Origin of the sequence: Sedimenticola selenatireducens DSM 17993, from assembly GCF_000428045.1 — a bacterium.
Classification (GTDB): Bacteria; Pseudomonadota; Gammaproteobacteria; order Chromatiales; family Chromatiaceae; genus Sedimenticola; species Sedimenticola selenatireducens.
The window spans coordinates 25,628-41,890 of the sequence record NZ_ATZE01000012.1 but is presented as its reverse complement, the minus strand read 5'-3'; the positions used below and the strand labels follow the sequence as shown (position 1 = coordinate 41,890).

General features: G+C 53.4%; 11 protein-coding genes. 5 read left to right on the top strand and 6 right to left on the bottom strand.

The window, feature by feature from the left end; all coding sequences use genetic code 11:
- Positions 1-10 precede the first annotated feature (10 nt).
- Entirely contained in the window at positions 11-2,107 is a 2,097-nt protein-coding gene (locus A3GO_RS0110975) for a UvrD-helicase domain-containing protein (RefSeq protein ID WP_037375206.1), read from the top strand.
- Positions 2,058-6,737, top strand: coding sequence for a hypothetical protein (locus A3GO_RS0110970; protein WP_157606786.1), 4,680 nt, complete (start codon positions 2,058-2,060; stop codon positions 6,735-6,737). Before A3GO_RS0110975 ends, A3GO_RS0110970 begins: the two co-directional genes overlap by 50 nt.
- A gap of 368 nt (positions 6,738-7,105) precedes the next feature.
- Here the strand turns inward: A3GO_RS0110970 and A3GO_RS0110955 are convergent, their stop codons facing one another.
- The 5 genes from A3GO_RS0110955 to A3GO_RS0110935 form a co-directional block, all read right to left on the bottom strand.
- Positions 7,106-8,776 carry a UvrD-helicase domain-containing protein gene (locus A3GO_RS0110955; protein ID WP_029133436.1) on the bottom strand — a complete coding sequence of 557 codons (1,671 nt, stop codon included), beginning with the start codon at positions 8,774-8,776 and terminating at the stop codon, positions 7,106-7,108.
- Positions 8,773-10,689: an AAA family ATPase gene (locus tag A3GO_RS0110950; protein WP_029133435.1), complete on the bottom strand. Its 1,917-nt coding sequence runs from the start codon at positions 10,687-10,689 to the stop codon at positions 8,773-8,775. The genes A3GO_RS0110955 and A3GO_RS0110950 overlap by 4 nt, the downstream gene beginning before the upstream one ends.
- A 347-nt stretch (positions 10,690-11,036) precedes the next feature.
- Entirely contained in the window at positions 11,037-11,363 is a 327-nt protein-coding gene (locus tag A3GO_RS0110945) for a type II toxin-antitoxin system RelE/ParE family toxin (RefSeq protein WP_029133434.1), read from the bottom strand.
- A complete protein-coding gene (locus tag A3GO_RS0110940) occupies positions 11,360-11,641 on the bottom strand; it encodes a type II toxin-antitoxin system Phd/YefM family antitoxin (protein ID WP_029133433.1) in 282 nt (93 codons plus the stop codon). Before A3GO_RS0110940 ends, A3GO_RS0110945 begins: the two co-directional genes overlap by 4 nt.
- A gap of 434 nt (positions 11,642-12,075) precedes the next feature.
- Positions 12,076-12,348 carry a cupin domain-containing protein gene (locus A3GO_RS0110935; RefSeq protein WP_029133432.1) on the bottom strand — a complete coding sequence of 91 codons (273 nt, stop codon included), beginning with the start codon at positions 12,346-12,348 and terminating at the stop codon, positions 12,076-12,078.
- Between the two features lie 138 nt (positions 12,349-12,486).
- Between A3GO_RS0110935 and pncC the strand changes: the two genes are divergently transcribed.
- Positions 12,487-12,969: a nicotinamide-nucleotide amidase gene (gene pncC, locus A3GO_RS0110930; protein ID WP_335340034.1), complete on the top strand. Its 483-nt coding sequence runs from the start codon at positions 12,487-12,489 to the stop codon at positions 12,967-12,969.
- Between the two features lie 62 nt (positions 12,970-13,031).
- On the opposite strand, the gene A3GO_RS0110925 is transcribed toward pncC, so the two are convergent.
- Positions 13,032-14,432, bottom strand: a complete 1,401-nt coding sequence (locus tag A3GO_RS0110925) for a DUF3422 family protein (protein ID WP_245621718.1) — start codon at positions 14,430-14,432, stop codon at positions 13,032-13,034.
- Positions 14,433-14,593: 161 nt separating this feature from the next.
- Here A3GO_RS0110925 and recA point away from each other — a divergent pair, with 161 nt between their 5' ends.
- Positions 14,594-15,628: a recombinase RecA gene (gene recA, locus A3GO_RS0110920; protein ID WP_029133429.1), complete on the top strand. Its 1,035-nt coding sequence runs from the start codon at positions 14,594-14,596 to the stop codon at positions 15,626-15,628.
- Entirely contained in the window at positions 15,615-16,088 is a 474-nt protein-coding gene (locus A3GO_RS0110915) for a regulatory protein RecX (RefSeq protein WP_245621717.1), read from the top strand. The genes recA and A3GO_RS0110915 overlap by 14 nt, the downstream gene beginning before the upstream one ends.
- Positions 16,089-16,263 lie beyond the last annotated feature (175 nt).

Below are 16,263 nucleotides of genomic sequence, written 5' to 3'. Positions count from 1 at the left end.
GGATGTTGTGATGAATTTCCGTATCGCCGATACCTTCACAGACAGTCTCGCTAAACTCACTGGTGAGGAACAAAAAAATGTCAAGACAACAGCATTCGATCTGCAATTGAATCCAGCAAACCCTGGAATGCAATTTCATAAGCTCGATAGAGCCAAGGATCCGAATTTCTGGTCAGTCCGGGTCAGCAGAGATATTCGATTGATCGTCCATAAGACGGAAAAGAGTTTATTACTTTGTTACGTGAACCATCACGATAAAGCCTATCAATGGGCGGAACGTCGCAAGCTGGAAACCCATCCAAAGACCGGTGCGGCACAGATAGTAGAAGTTCGGGAGATGGTCAGGGAAATTACCGTCCCGAAATACGTTGCCCAGATTGATGTTCCCGTTGATGAACCAACACCATTAAAGCCGCTGTTGTTTGCGGACATCTCTGATGACAATTTGTTGAGTTATGGGGTGCCAGCCGAGTGGCTGGATGATGTGCGCAGTGCTGATGAAGACAGCGTGCTTGAGTTGGCAGATCACCTGCCTGGCGAAGCGGCAGAAGCGCTCCTGGAATTGGCAACTGGCGGTATCCCACATATTGCGCAGCCAGTATCTGTGAGCGCTGATCCGTTTGAACATCCCGATGCGCAGCGCCGTTTCCGGGTGATGAAAAATGTCGAAGAACTTGAGCGCGCGCTGGATTACCCATGGGAGAAATGGACTATCTTCCTACATCCGGCCCAACGCCAGTGGGTGGAAAAAGACTATAACGGACCAGCAAGGGTTTCGGGTTCGGCGGGTACGGGCAAGACAATCGTTGCTTTACATCGGGCCGTCTTTCTCGCCCGTAGTCACCCCGATGCGCGAGTCTTGCTTACCACGTTTTCCGACACCCTGGCTAACTCGCTGAGAACCAAGCTAAGGCGATTGATCAGCAATGAACCGCATATTGGTGAGCGATTGGAAGTCCATGCCATTAATGCAATTGGTCGCCGGCTCTATGAATTGCACTTTGGCGCTCTAAACATTGTATCCCATGAAGAATTACAGCAAATCATAACGGAGGTGGCAGTAGAAGTAGGAGGGCACAAATTTAGTCCGCAATTTCTATTGACTGAATGGGAAGAGGTAGTAGATGCGTGGCAGTTAGATACCTGGGAGGCATATAGGGACGTCAGGCGGTTGGGACGAAAAACGCGCCTGCCAGAGCAGCAGCGTCAGGTGCTCTGGTCGATATTTGATCGTGTCCGCTCACAGTTGGCAGAGCGCTGCCTGATAACTTATCCCGGCCTGTTTAGTCAACTATCCAAAAAACTTGCTGAGCGAAAACACCCGCCTTTCGACTTTGCCGTCGTTGATGAGGCGCAGGATATCAGTGTTTCTCAGTTGCGATTTCTTGCAGCACTTGGTGGCAAACGCCTAAACAGCCTATTTTTTGCCGGCGATCTTGGTCAGCGCATATTCCAGCCCCCGTTTTCTTGGAAAGCACTTGGTGTCGATATTCGCGGTCGTTCTCGCACCCTCCATATAAATTACAGAACATCACACCAGATCAGGATGCAGGCCGATAGGTTGCTGGGTCCAGAGGTTTCAGATGTGGATGGTAATACCGAAGAGCGTCGTGGCACCGTATCCGTATTCAACGGACCAACTCCCGGTATCCAGATACTGGATACTATTGAGGATGAACGCAACACGGTTAGTCAATGGTTGACTGAGCGGAACAGCGAAGGGGTACTGCCTCACGAGATGGGAGTATTTGTCCGTTCTGACAAGGAACTTGGTCGTTCCCTGAGTGCAGTCGAGGACGCAGCGCTACCATTTAAGGTGCTTGACGAGAAGCTAGAGACAACGAGCGGTTACCTGTCGATCAGTACCATGCATCTTGCGAAGGGGCTGGAGTTTCGCGCAGTTGTAGTCATGGCTTGTGATGATGAAGTTCTTCCCCTGCAGCAGCGGATTGAGACAGTAGTCGATGACTCGGATTTGGAGGAGGTCTACAATACAGAACGCCATCTATTGTACGTTGCTTGTACCCGTGCACGGGATCATCTTCTGGTGACGAGCGTTGATCCGGCTTCAGAGTTTCTTGACGATCTCAATGATGCAGAAATCTAGCGCTCTGACAAATCAGGAAAGGCTTATACGCGAACTGCAAAAAGGTGATGCGAAAAAGTTCGAAAATCTCGCGGCGGCTTTACTCGGTCGACTTCTCAATGTCCATGTTTCGGTTGCCAAGTCGGGTTTTCAACATGGTGGAGATGCAGGCCCGGCTGGTCAGCAAGGGCGACGGTTCCGATTAGAGTGCAAGAAGTATAGCAGTACCACGTCGCTGAAGGATCGGGAGCTGCTTGGTGAAATAGATCATGCGCTGGCACGGGATGAGGCACTAGAGGGCTGGTTTCTCGTTGCAACTCGAAGCGTGCCTGAGCAGCTTGCGCAGGACTTGGTCCAGAAAGGCGAGAAACTTGGCGTCCCCGTCCTAATTATCGAATGGAAGAAACACGAGATCACTTCACTTGCAGCATTGTGCTCTCTCGACCCCGATCTGGTAGAAGCAGAGTTTTCGGGAGAAGCTGCGACCTTTGCTCGTGCGCTTCAATCTACCTCAACCGATGCAGTCGAGATGCTGCGGCGAAATCTGCAATCATGGTGCCTCGGATTTGAGTCACTTCGAGACAGATCGCATAAGAAACTCGACAGTATATGGAGCTCACCACGGGCCTCGAACGCTGCACTTGGTCAAGACGTGGCGGGCGCAGCTCAGGATAAGAGAATTAAACGCAGTGCGGTACATCAGGCACTCAGTACTTGGTGGCATGGACCGGCAAGATCGGATTCTCCTGCGGCGGTTATCGGGTGGGATGGCGTAGGCAAGACCTGGGCGGTGCTCGATTGGTTGGTCGAAACCAAGGGTGAGCAGCCAGTTATACTGATAATCCCATCATCAGCAGCGACTAATCTCTCGACGGTCTCAGAAACCAATGTTAAACAGTTTCTGGCGGATCGTCTCTATGAAGTGAGTGGTGTACGAGATTCGCAACACTGGCTTCGTCGACTCGATTACCTGCTCAAGCGGCCATCGGATGAAGGGCCAGTTCTGACACTCTTCTTTGATGGGTTGAATCAGGAGTCTTCTGTACCTTGGCTATCGCTGCTGAAGGTTTTGCAGGGTGAGTCATTTGCAGGACGGGTACGGGTAGTCATCAGTAGCCGTAATCATTACTTTGACAATAAGTTGTCCAGGCTTCGTGGCCTCGTCGTAGCAGCAGTGCCGATTACCGTGGATCTCTACGATACGGCGCCGGGAGGTGAACTCGACCAAATGCTGGCGTTCGAGAGTCTTACTCAGGTTGACCTGCATCCTGATCTTATCGAGCTGGCTCGCACACCCCGTCTCTTTAAGCTCGTAGTACGATTTCGTGAGAATCTAGTCAAGGCGGGTCAGATCACATTACACAGATTGCTCTGGGAGTATGGACGTGACAGCTTCGGAGTGCGTGCCGGAAAGTCGTTTAGCGAATCTGAGTGGAAGGCTTGGTTGAAAGAGATTGCTCAGAAGTATCGCGATGGTGTCGAGGCATTCTCAGTCAAGTCGCTTGGAGAGACGGTGAATCGTCCCGATCTCTCGGAGACAGAGGTTTATTCGCGGCTCAGTGACATCATTGACGGTCGGTTCGCAAAACCTGAACCATCAGGATGCCTGCAACTCGCTCCCGCCGTTATCGCGCATGCCCTCGGTGTTGCAGTGCTTGCCCAGCTTGATGCGGTAGTTACACCGACTTTCGAGTCACTCGATGCTGAACTCACACTGTGGCTTGATCCAATTGCAGGGTTTGATCAACGTGCAGAGATCCTGCGTGCCGCGGTCTCGATCATGGTGGAACGGGGTGACTCAGGAAAATCTCCTATTACTGGGGTGCTCGTCACAGCGTGGTTGCAAAGCCAAAATGTGGGCGACAATCATCGGCGAGAGCTTGCCAATCTTGCCTTGTATTTAACAGGTGCATTACTCGACGCAGTCGAACATTCTGATAATTATACACATGCCTCGGCTCGTCTTTGGGCAGTCAATGCGTTGCGTGCCATCCCGCGAAAGGGTGATGCGGCACTGACAACGATTGTCGAACGGATACGTAAGTGGTTCAGCATCATCTCACGAGAAATTGATTCGCACCCGGATTCTAAGAAAAGCTTGTCTGATCGGTTCATACAGCGTATTGGCATTGATACTTCAGGTCCAGTTACAGTCATTGGCGTTGATCTTGAACTCGTGGACCAGTTTGATATTTCGCTGCGATCTGTTGCGCCGTCGATTATCGAGGGCTTCCCGCTTGCTCAGGTTGTGCCAATTATGGAAGTGGCAGCCATTTCATTGGCAATCAAGGGCAGTGAGGAGGGCTGGGATGGATTGAAGTGGCTCTGTTTTCTTAACGAAGTCGATCCTGATGACACGGCGGAAGTTCTACGCGCATTATCAAAGGACGTTCGTTTCAGAACACCAGAGCCGGGTGTACATGCGGATCTTCCCGCGCGGACCGCTGCGATCTTGCTTTGGTTGAGTGGTCAGGAGATAGATGAAGATACTGCAGTGTCAATTGATCCCGGTATCGATCGCTGGTGGACCTATGAGAAAGATTACCTGCCGCAACCTGGCCGTAGTTTTTTCCCGTTAGAACGTCGACATGCTGAAATCGTGCTGCATGATACAGAGCTACCGTTACTGACACGTATACAGCGTACTAAAGAGCTATGGTTGGACCCGAATTTCGAGCCACCAGACACATTCGTTGAGGAGGTTCGTGCTGCAATTCCGCATCTTGATGTCGAGAAACTGAATCGACACATGAGCCATACGATCGAGGATCATAATTTCGAAGAACTTGAACCCGTTTTCGCTCGTTGCGCGCCTCAGCAGCTCGCTGATTTAATACATAACAAGATGCAAAATATGGCGACTTGCCCACCCGAGTCCCGGTACTGGAATGCGGTTAGTGTGACTGACCATTTCCTGCTGGCTGGCGAATCTGAGGCTGTGGCAGCGAAAACCTTGCGCATGAGCAATACTGACGAAGATGAGGGGCGGGAGTTCTATGCCGCCAGCCAGCTCCTGATACTGGAACTCCAGAATCTGGATGCACAGGCACAAATTGATCGGTTAATTCAGGCAAACCTCAAATCCATCCTGACAGACCTTGCCGAAGTATTGCGTGTTCCTACATCGCATGACGTTGATGCACTGATTTCGCGTTATGCACCCAGTTCGACGAAAGAACAAGACGATTTAATCACCTTGTTATCTATCCACCGGGTTGAGTTCAGCGATAGTGCCTGGTCATGGCTAGAAGGTTTTGCAAAACAGACAGACTATGATCATCGTGGGCTCGTATTCCAAATGTTGACCCGAGCTGACGCGGAACGCTTCGGCCGACGGCTTGTGGCCGATGGCTGGTCCTGGAGACCGGAAGCAGATGTTTGGGTAAACCACTATGGAACAGGCGCCTATATCGAGGCTACACGGGCCTTGCCCTTCGAACAGATTATCCAGCGATTGGCGCCATGGCGGATATTGGAAGCGGCTCGCCAGCGCGGATCCGACCGAATGGAGGTGCGGCTTGCAGCTGAAATCTTCAGTCACGTTCTTATGATTGAGAAAGTCGAGGAACCTGATCCCGGATCCAATTTGTCGGTTGACCGAGCTGATGTCGAGTCCCCGCCATTTTCATTTTCAGTTTCACCACGTACTAGCGAGGATGATGCCAATAATCCCATGGAGGCTCTGAGTAAAGCTATGGATGCCAAAGCGCAGGAAAAGGCGTACCGGCGTGCCGCCGAGACCGCGATTTCACGTATACGAGAATTACATGCTTCCGGTGCTAGCCTCTATCTTGCAAATATTGACACGGCAGATTATGAACATGTTCTGAAACATGCACCAGATATGGTCGATTTATGGATTGAGGGGTATCAAGAGATTTCAACGAATTTTCGACACCGTGTTCGTTTGGCAGAAGGGGCTTTCCTGACACTCTGCGAGGCTCTCCTGGCATATGACCCTGTACGTGGCACGCAGTTCTGGCGTGCCGTTCGTGCTTCGGTGGTGACCCGATATATGGGTGTAGCAGGTGTCGAAGAGTTATTACACATGGTTTTTCGTGTTCCGGATTCGCCTGAGGGAAATGAACTGCGAAATGAGCTGACCACGTGGGTATATAGCAATACTGATAGAGATTTGTTCAACCTTGCGACTGCCGCGTCCTATAATGGTAAGGTAGATTGGCTCACCAGAATTATCGAGACGGATCGGGCATCGCCTCTCGCCTGGAAACGGAAACGCGGTGTAGTTTTCGCAGGTTTTACTACGAATAATACACTGCCTGTCGCTGATGCCTGGCCAGAGGGTGAGATTCGAACCGGTTATGCTGCACTCGAATGCAAGTCAGCGCGTTTTCGATGGGCCGAAGCCTGCGCTCACCACTGGTGGTGTGTTTACCTAAAGGCTCAAGACCTAGCAGAGGCTTATGCTGCTTGGGTACTCTTCCTCCGATCAGCTGATCAGCGGGCCTGGATATGGATCAACCAGGATTGGCAAGCCGAAAACGAAAGCAGTTCATTTATGCAGCTTAAGCTGAGTCATGCTCGGCTGAATCGTTCAGCTCGCAAGCGAGCCATGGAGAAGCGAGTTGGAAAGCTAGACGAGAACTATGTTGGTCGAAAGATTCTTGCTGGCGTAGGTCCATGGAGCTAAGGTAACTAAATGGGACATGGCGATTATCTTTTGATCTATTACTTGCAGGAGCAGGAAGGAATTTACCTGGAAGTCAAAGCCCGGAAGGTTGCCTAAGGTGCTGTGTATCAGTGTTCAACTACCTCAGTTTGAGCGCAGAAAATGTCGAATATATTCCGTTGACGGCGGAGGAATTCTTGGAAAGATATTTCGGGAGTAAAAGTGATTTACTTAAGAAGTATATAGCAGGGTTTGAATCCCAGCGGGAAAAAGAAGAGCCATTTAGTTGAGTGTTTAATGAGCAACTGGATAGAGAAGTTTGTATTTCTGATCTCAAAGAACCTAACAACTCCGGGCCATATAAACCTGGACGGATCGATTCCACTTGCTTAGGTGCCGCCACTCAAGAACGGTGTGGCATACCCAAAGTATTCGGTTTGGGGGTGGCGCACGGTATCCCAACGTTTAGTCCAATCGGGTGGCCTTGCCCGCTGATCCGCATGTGTCAGTAGTAGGCGGCGCTTTGCGCGTGACACCCCAACGAAGAATGCGCACCGTTCTTCTGCCTCATTACCCCAGAACGCTTCTTTCTCTACACCTACAATCACCACCGTATCGAACTCCAGGCCTTTGCTCTTATGGATGGTTAGGATGCGTACCGCATGGTCCTCGGAAAATCGAGCTAAAGCGTGAAGCAAATCAGGGTCTATCATGAGCAATTCGTCTATCCGCGATCTTGTGTTGTGTATCACCTCTTCAAGTCGGCTGGCAGACTCATAATCTGGGTGCAGGGCAGTCAAATCGCTCGTTCCAACCTTTTCAAGGAATTTCTCGACAAATGTCCATGCTCCTGGCCATCTATCGACAATCAAGTCGAGAATTTCAGCCTCTTTACGTTGTGCTTTTATAAATCGTTGCCAGTCATGTCGCAGGTCGCCCTGATAGTACTCATCTTCGAAGGGGATAAGTTGATCCATCAACCGTAACCAGGCCCCCGGCTCTCGTGTGCCATAAAGGCACAACAAGTAATCCGCTATTAACCGTGCTACGGGCTCTACGGAAATGTCCTGAAGCTGTTGCTCATTGCGGTAAGGAATGCCGCGCTGATCCAGTTCTTTCATCAACAAATCAGCATAAAGATCGAGCTGTTTGGAAACCAGAATAGCAATTTCTGAATGAGGCACGCCTTCATCCCGAATCCAGCGGACTATCTGATCCGCCAGATATACGGCTTCGTCCTGGCTGGTGTTAAATCTCCAGGCATAGATTTCACCGTCATCACCGACAATGTTCTCGTCGGGCATGACGGACGTGGGGTCCATGACGCGGATGATCGCGTTTTGCATGCGAAGAAGCTGTGGCTGTGAGCGGAAATTGAGGTACAAATTCAACGGCACCGCATTAAAGTCAGCGGCGAAAGTTAAGAAGACTCCCTCTAGGGCTCCAGCCCAAGCCATGATCCGTTGTTTGGTATCGCCCACGGCAGTCAAGCGAACTGAAGTGCCCTGAAATGCCAGTCGGACCAGTTCATACTGCCGGTCGGTACAGTCCTGAAACTCATCAAGAAAAACATCGGTATAGCTTTTGCGGACTGCGTTTCTGGCGACCCGGGATGTATTGAGAATATCTATTGCCAGGGGGATGAGGTCGCCGAATTCAATTTGTCGGCGTGTGACTTTGTGAGTACCGATTGTGTAGTCCGGATCAAGCGCGTCGAGCCCAGTCAGTACCGGACGAAAGCGGTCGATGATGCGCTTTGCAAAAGCGTGGAAGGTATAACTGTCAAATCTGGCGGCAAGCTCTGGGCCGCAGCGTCGGCGCACACGATCCTTCAGGTTCCGGCTTGCATCGACCTTGAATGAGATCGCAAGGATGCGGTACGGATAACGGCATGTTCCTGTGCGTAAAAGAAAGTCCGCTCTCTGTGCGAGCATTTCGGTCTTTCCAGCACCAGGACCGGCGGTCAGTGCCAGGCAGCGTTCGCGCTCGGTCGCGGCGTTTAACGCATTGGGCTCTAATATAAGGCCATCAGCCGGTTTCCAGTCTGCGGGGTCAATCACTCAGGTAATTCCGCGAGTCTGGCGATCACTGCATCAGCCAGTCGACCTAATGAAAGTGGCATCTTGGCTAGAAGCTCACCATCAGTGAGCCTGGAAAGGGCGTTGATATGAGCGGCGGGTTTGCTGCCAAGCTTGAAACGCTTGTGATATGTGATGAAAAGCTTTTGCTCGTCCTCGGTGTATTGATTAGCATCGTGGTAACTGTCGCCAAGGACCGCTTTGGTCTTGTTGTCGTCTGGGAGAACCTCGTCCGCGCCATCGAGTTCGTAAGCATCTGGGTAGCTCTTGAGCATCGCAAAATCCAGATCCATCGGCGAGGAGAAGAAAATTCCGCGCTCTTCGAGTGTGTTGATGTAGTTTTGGTAGTCAAGCAGCTTGTTGGTATCGTCGTTCCATGCGGGTATACCCCAATCAGAAGGAAGCTGTTGGACTGGCATGTATTGGCCCAATTGATCATTTACATACTTTACACGTCCCCATCCACCTTGGTGGCGTGCCAAATCCAAGTCCAGAAGAGTAATAAAGGGGATATCCAGAGCTGTTAGCAAGCGCCAGAAGTGATTTACGTGTCTGCCACCGAGCGGCACAACAGATATCGCAGACTCATCGATAGGAGCCCCTTTTGCTTTCAATATGCGGGGTAGTACGATTTCTTCGCTGTCACCTTCACCAAGAACAACCAATCGAGAGAAATACAGTTCCGGGAAGGCCTGGACGGCTTCGCGCACAAATTTGTGGGCTTCGTCGGCAACAGCTGGCATTTGAATGCCGGTCACGCTTGTTCGTCGTGCTTCGCTTAGACGCAGGTAGCGGATCTTTTCGGGCTCTACTCGACGCAGCATGGAAGGAGCGTGGGTGGCAATTACAGCCTGGGCATCTTCGTTTTGTACCAGCGTGGTCAACGCCGAGACAATACGGCCCAGGTAATGGGGAGAGAGGCTGTTCTCGGGCTCCTCAACAGCGACAATCGTGAATATAGCGGGTTTGAGATTGTCTGGATCAAAGGTGCTGTCTTCTCCACTGAGTACCGCACGCCCTATAGCTTGCGAAGAAAGAACCAGCGAGAGGTAAAGCATGGATTTCTGCCCATCGCTCAGTCGCGAGAAATCCACCAACTGCTCGTCGTGGCCCGGAGCAAACGATACGGACAGGTGCCTGAGCAGCGCTTCGATTTCACTCGCAACAAAGGTAATCGAAGGGTCAGCAAAGTAGCTCCCTTTATGAAGGCCTTTCCATGCGCCACTTAATTTTTTGCTTAGCGAGGCGACTGACTCGTTGGTTGCCAGGCTGTCGCTTATCTGTTCGGTCAGCGCCTTGATTGTTGAGCGCTCGGTATCCCAGTTCACTGCTCTCAGTAACCGGCCGAGCAGAGCATTTGTTCCAAACGAGATGTGCTCCGCTGGATCGCGTCTTGCAGGCAGGTAGTGGAGCTGAATGTTATTGCGCTCGGGCCGAGACACTGCGGCTGTATTCAGGGGCGAACCATCCGCGTTAAGGTCCAGCACATATCGAAACGTGTCATCGATATCGCCATCCACACCCATACTCGCGTCGAGACGAAAGCGAACACGCGGTATACCTGCTGGTTCGTCCAGGCGCATGTGTCCAAAGTGAGGGGGGATTGTTGGATGTTCTCCCTCATCATCCTTCAGCTCCGGGAAGAGGAGATCAGCTTCAATCCAAAGGGTCCGTTCGTCCGGTGTTTCTCCCTCATCATGGGGAACGTGGAAGTCCGATTTTTTGATGCGCCGTAAGGCCGGGTCGAAAGCGAACAAGCGGCAAAGCGCTTGCATCGCGGCAGTCTTGCCGGACCCATTTGGGCCGATAAAAAAAGTCAGGGCTTCGAGGCTGAGTTCCGTAGGCTCGGAGCCGAAGCACTGGAAGTTTGATAAGCGTATACAGTGAAGTTTCATTCGGCGTCTCCTGCCTCTACGATATTCGCCGCTACCTGCGGCAGGGCGGGGTCTCGCTCCTGAGTCCGGCCTTAACAAGGAAGGTGAGAGGAAAACGGGACAGATTTACTTTTTCAGCAACAGCGAACTAGCCGTTATTATAAGCACTACCAGCACAACTATTTCTGAGCATGGTATTACTACATAGATTATCTATTAAGCCATTGATATTAAATATAAAAAATGGCTTGTTTTCAATCTAGTGGGATTTATCGATACCCTCTGCTCGGCATGCTCAACAGCAGGGGAGGCAACAGTAATATGAGACCGGCAAACCTACTGCGCGAACGCGGAAGTGTGGGTAGCTCCTACCGAACCAGGCGCCGCTCAAGTAACGACTGCATGTCTCGTCGCCCATCCAGGACGCAATGAACAAAGACGTCCTGCCCAATGACCTCGTAGATGACACGATACGGCTTGAAGTGAACCTCCCGGTAATTCGTCACGCCGATCCGATCCAGTTCGGGCGGGATATGGCCTCGCATGGGCAGTTCGGCAAGGCTCGAACAGAGCGGTTCCAGTTGCTCCAAAACGTGCGCCGCCTTCTCCACCGAGTCATGGATTGCAACGTAACGGTAGATGTCGATCAGGTCCTGTTCCGCTTCTTCTGAAACCCGGACGCGATAGCGTGTCACCCGGTGCTTTCCTTGATGCGTTTGCGGATATCCGAGAAGGCCGTTTTGACGGGCTTGCTACGCCCCTCTCGAATGCATTTGGAGCTCTGGGCCAGCATCTTGAGCAGCGCCAGCGATTCCTGGGTTTGTTCGTAACTGGCGATGTCCTGGAGAACCGCCTTGGCTTCACCGTGCTGGGTTATCACTAGGGTCCGCTGGCTCTCGTTGACATCTCGTAAGGCCTCGGCCGTATGACTTTTGAGGTAGCTGATGGGTTTGACCGATTCGCTGAGTTTCATGATGTGTCCACCGTATCTCTGATTCCAGAACGTACCAAATATAGTCCGTATTTGGTACCAATGCAAAGCGAATTATGGTTTGAAAGAGGCGCCGACCGGAACTGGTGGGAGCAAGTCACTGGCCGTTTAGTGTAGCTTTTATGCTGTATTATTTAAAAAATCTCTGATAAACAATAGCTTAATACCTATTCGATAGAGGTAATGGGCAATGGGTGCTAAGAATTAAGTTAAATAAAACAATTGGTTACAACAGGAACACACACTATGAAGCAAGGGGCTGAAAAACTGTAACCTGTAGTGTAGCTTTTATGCTGTTGATCTAAAAAATATCCTTGTTAAACAATGGTAAAACACCTGTGCATCATGGGTGTGTGGGATGGGCTGACGGTGTTGCTCATGGGGCTGTGCGGCGGCTCGGTTGATCGGCTGTGGGGTTATTCGAAGCTGTAGTGTTTCTCTACCCGCTTGAGAATTTTCCAGGTGCAGGAGAGACCGGCCGGGAGGGTAACCAGGTCGCCGCGTCCGAAGGTCTGGGGTTCGCCGCCATCCGGTGTGATCTCCACCTGGCCACGCAGGAAGTAGCAGACCTCTGTGCGGTCGTACTGCCAGGGGAACTCGGAGACCTCTTTTTCCCAGATAGGCCATTCAAATACACCCAGGATTTCCAGTTTGGCCGGCGAGGCCTTGTGTTCACAGAGGATTTGCATAGGGACCTTCTGAGTTGCTGATTCAGGGCCGCACAGTGTAGCCCAAATCGTGCGGATGGTCAGGCCCGATCTGTCGCGATAGGTTATGACAAAACCGCACGGCTTGCGTCTATGGGGGTGAACTCAGATACTGTCCACATGAGTAATGAACTGGCACAACAGGCGCATGAGCTGGCGATACAATTACTGAAGCACCGACTGAAGCTGGCCGCTGCGGAATCCTGTACCGGCGGCTGGATCGCCAAGGTACTGACCGATATCGCCGGCAGCAGCGAGTGGTTCGATCGGGGATTCGTTACCTACAGCAACCAGGCCAAGCAGGAGATGCTGGGGGTGCAGCCGGAGACACTGGCGGCCCACGGCGCAGTCAGTGAAGCGGTGGTGCGGGAGATGGTGACCGGTGCCCTGGTGAACAGTCGCGCCGATCTGGCGCTTTCAGTCAGCGGTGTTGCCGGTCCCGGGGGCGGTACCCCGGAGAAGCCGGTGGGCACCGTCTGGTTTGCCTGGCAACGCCGGGAGGGCGATGTGGTCGCCGCCTGCCACCGGTTTGCCGGTGATCGGGAGGCGGTGCGCCGGCAGGCCGTGGCAGTGGCGCTACAGGGTGTCCTGGCCTTGCTGTAATGGTTGACTCCTGTCCATGCAGGAGGCCCGCCTCAGGGTGAACGGTTCAACAGGCCGCCGGCTCAGTCGCCCGCGTGTCCCGCCAGTCGCTTCAATCGCCGGACGCCGAAAAACACGGCAACCAGCACCACCGGGATGGCGATGCCGATGCCCAGTTCTACATTGATGCCGATACCGGCCGACTTTAGCCCCTTCAGGCCATATCCCACCAGGCCCAGCAGATAATAGCTGAGCACTACTACCGAGAGCCCCTCCACGGTCTCCTGCATCCGCAGTTGCAAACGGGCACGGCGATCCATGGAGCGCAATAGATCCTTGGTCTGTCCCTCCATGCTCACGTCCACCCGGGTGCGTAGCAGATTGGAGGCGCGGGCTATGCGGGTGGCCAGACCCTGGATACGCTGATCCACTGACTGGCAGGTGTGCATGGCGGGCGCCAGGCGACGTTGCATGAACTCATGCAGCATCTGCACCCCCTGAATGCGCTCTTCCCGCAACTCCGCCAGGCGTTGCCGGATTATGTCGTAATAGGCGGTAGCGGCACTGAACCGGTAGCTGGTGGTGGAGGCGACCTGCTCCACCTGGGCGGCCAGGCCGGTCAGTTGTTCCAGCGCATGACGCTCATCCTCCAGGTTGTCGATGTCCACAATCTCCCCGATCAGGCTGTTCAGCGCCTGGTCCAGCCGGTTGAGCTGCTGGCCGTACTGCTGGGCCAGAGGGAAGGCGAGCAGGGCCAGCAGGCGGTACTGCTCCAGCTCATAGAGACGTTGCATCAGGCGTCCGGCCTGGCGGCTGCGCAGATGGTCGTCCTGGATCAGGAAACGACTGAAACCATCGGCGTGGATATGAAAATCGGTCCAGACCCGGGCCGCGCCCCCAGTTACCACCGAGCCGGTCACCGTGTTGCTGGCGAACAGCGTGGCCAGCTCCTCGATCTCCTGTTTCGGGTAATCCCGGGGAGCCAGTGCCAGATGGACTGCCGTCAACAGTTGTCCAGGCAGCTGTTCCAGCCAGTCTGCCGGTACCCGGCTGATGGCGGTCTCCTGGAACGGCTGCTCAAAGGGGGCATGGTGAAAGAAGGTGTAGCTGGAGAATTCACTGTGACGCTCCCACTTCAGACGGAACATCCCCATGTCGGCGCTGTGGTGGCGGGCCGACGCGGAGGGCGGGGCCACGCGAAAGCGTTCGCACAGCTCGCCGATCATCTCCCGCTCTTTTCCCAGCAGGGACTCGTCCGAGAGGATCGCCAGATGGCTCGCCTGCACCGGTGCGGTCAGCTGTTCGTAGGGGCGGGCGTGAACCTCGCTGGCCAGCTGGCTGCGTAAAGGATAATTGACGATGCCGACGGTCTCTCCTGGTAACATGCTGTCTGCCCTGTTCAGTAGATAGGGATTAAAAGGTACACCGTGCTGATTGTACCCGGAATTGTGCTCCAGGGGCCGGTGATCGGATTGAATTTCCATTTGATATTGCCCTGTCGGCGATGGATTCCCATTTGCTTTATGTTGAATTAAATAAAGTTGAACAGGCTCATGACTTGAGCCTGTGGCTGTGCAATAATAGAGAACATCAATAGAACTTGTCGGGTGGCGGGATGTCACCTTTAGTCAAACCGGGGGAAACAATGGACGAAAATCGCAAGAAGGCTTTGGGTGCCGCACTGAGTCAGATCGAAAAACAGTTCGGTAAGGGTGCGGTGATGCGCATGGGTGACGGCACGGCCATCAGGAATATCGAAGCGATCTCAACCGGCTCGATCAATCTGGATATCGCACTCGGTATTGGCGGTGTGCCCAAGGGACGCGTGATCGAGATCTATGGTCCTGAGTCCTCGGGCAAGACCACGCTTACCCTGCATATCGTGGCCGAGTCCCAGAAGCAGGGTGGCACGGCCGCCTTTGTCGATGCCGAGCATGCCCTGGACCCCCAGTATGCCGAGAAGTTGGGCGTGAATGTGGACGAGTTGCTGGTCTCCCAGCCCGACACGGGCGAGCAGGCGCTGGAGATTACCGATATGCTGGTACGCTCCGGTGCAGTGGATGTGGTGGTGGTCGACTCGGTGGCGGCGCTGACACCCAAGGCGGAGATCGACGGCGACATGGGTGATACCCACGTCGGTCTGCAGGCGCGTTTGATGTCCCAGGCGCTGCGTAAACTCACGGCCAATATCAAGCGTTCCAACTGCGTGGTCATCTTCATCAACCAGATCCGCATGAAGATCGGCGTGATGTTCGGCAATCCGGAGACCACCACCGGCGGCAACGCCCTCAAGTTCTACTCTTCCGTTCGGCTCGATATCCGCCGTACCGGTGCCATCAAGAAGGGCGATGAGGTGATCGGTAACGAGACCAAGGTCAAGGTGGTGAAGAACAAGGTGGCGCCGCCCTTCAAGCAGGTCAACTTCGAAATTCTTTATGGCGAGGGTATTTCGCGCGAGGGTGAGCTGATCGATCTGGGTGTGCAATACGGTCTGGTGGAGAAGTCCGGCGCCTGGTACAGCTACAACGGCGACCGCATCGGCCAGGGCAAGGATAATGTGCGCAATTTCCTGAAAGAGAACGCAGACATCGCCCAGCACCTGGAAGATCAGATTCGTCAGCAGGCCTTCCCCAAGCCCGAGGTTAAATCGGATGAGGCGGAGGTCGGTGTCGAGGTCTGAATTGTCGGAACGAGCGGAACTTGAGCAGGCGGCGATCCGCCTGCTCGCGATCAGAGAGCACAGCCGGGCGGAATTGCGCCGCAAGCTGCAGTCCCGTTGCGAAGAGCCGGCGTTGCTGGAACAGGTGCTGGATGGGCTGGAACAGCAGGACTATCTGAGTGACGCCCGTTTTGTCGAACAGTATGTCAGCAGTCGCAAACTCAAGGGTTTTGGACCGGTCAGGATCAGACAGGAGCTGCTGGAGCGAGGGGTGGCATCCACCCTCGCCGATCCCTCGACAGACCCCGGAGACAGCGAGTGGCTGACCCTGATAAGTCAGTGTTGTCGACGCAAGTTCGGTGACTCCCTGCCAGCGGATTTCCGGGAGCGCGACAAGCGTGCCCGGTTCCTTGAATACCGTGGTTTTCCCTGCGAGCTGATTCGCAGTTTCCTCTGGAGTGATCCCGCCGGGGAGCTCTGATCCCTTAATCCCTCAATATTCCTTTTCTCCCCTTCAGCAATGGTTCATGTGCCGGTAGACAAATTACCGGTGCTAAAGATGCGGACATCATTGGCTGAACTCCTTTCAGCATCGCTGTCGCAGGTCGCCCACACGCCGCGCATTTACATCTTGTTACAACCCGGAACAAATCACT

Excerpts from the sequence above, each read along its gene's own strand:
- A3GO_RS0110975 (WP_037375206.1), top strand. The coding sequence starts at position 11 with ATGAATTTCCGTATCGCCGATACCTTCACAGACAGTCTCGCTAAACTC.
- A3GO_RS0110950 (WP_029133435.1), bottom strand. The coding sequence starts at position 10,689 with ATGAAACTTCACTGTATACGCTTATCAAACTTCCAGTGCTTCGGCTCC.
- A3GO_RS0110940 (WP_029133433.1), bottom strand. The coding sequence starts at position 11,641 with ATGAAACTCAGCGAATCGGTCAAACCCATCAGCTACCTCAAAAGTCAT.
- A3GO_RS0110935 (WP_029133432.1), bottom strand. The coding sequence starts at position 12,348 with ATGCAAATCCTCTGTGAACACAAGGCCTCGCCGGCCAAACTGGAAATC.
- pncC (WP_335340034.1), top strand. The coding sequence starts at position 12,487 with ATGAGTAATGAACTGGCACAACAGGCGCATGAGCTGGCGATACAATTA.
- A3GO_RS0110925 (WP_245621718.1), bottom strand. The coding sequence starts at position 14,432 with ATGGAAATTCAATCCGATCACCGGCCCCTGGAGCACAATTCCGGGTAC.
- recA (WP_029133429.1), top strand. The coding sequence starts at position 14,594 with ATGGACGAAAATCGCAAGAAGGCTTTGGGTGCCGCACTGAGTCAGATC.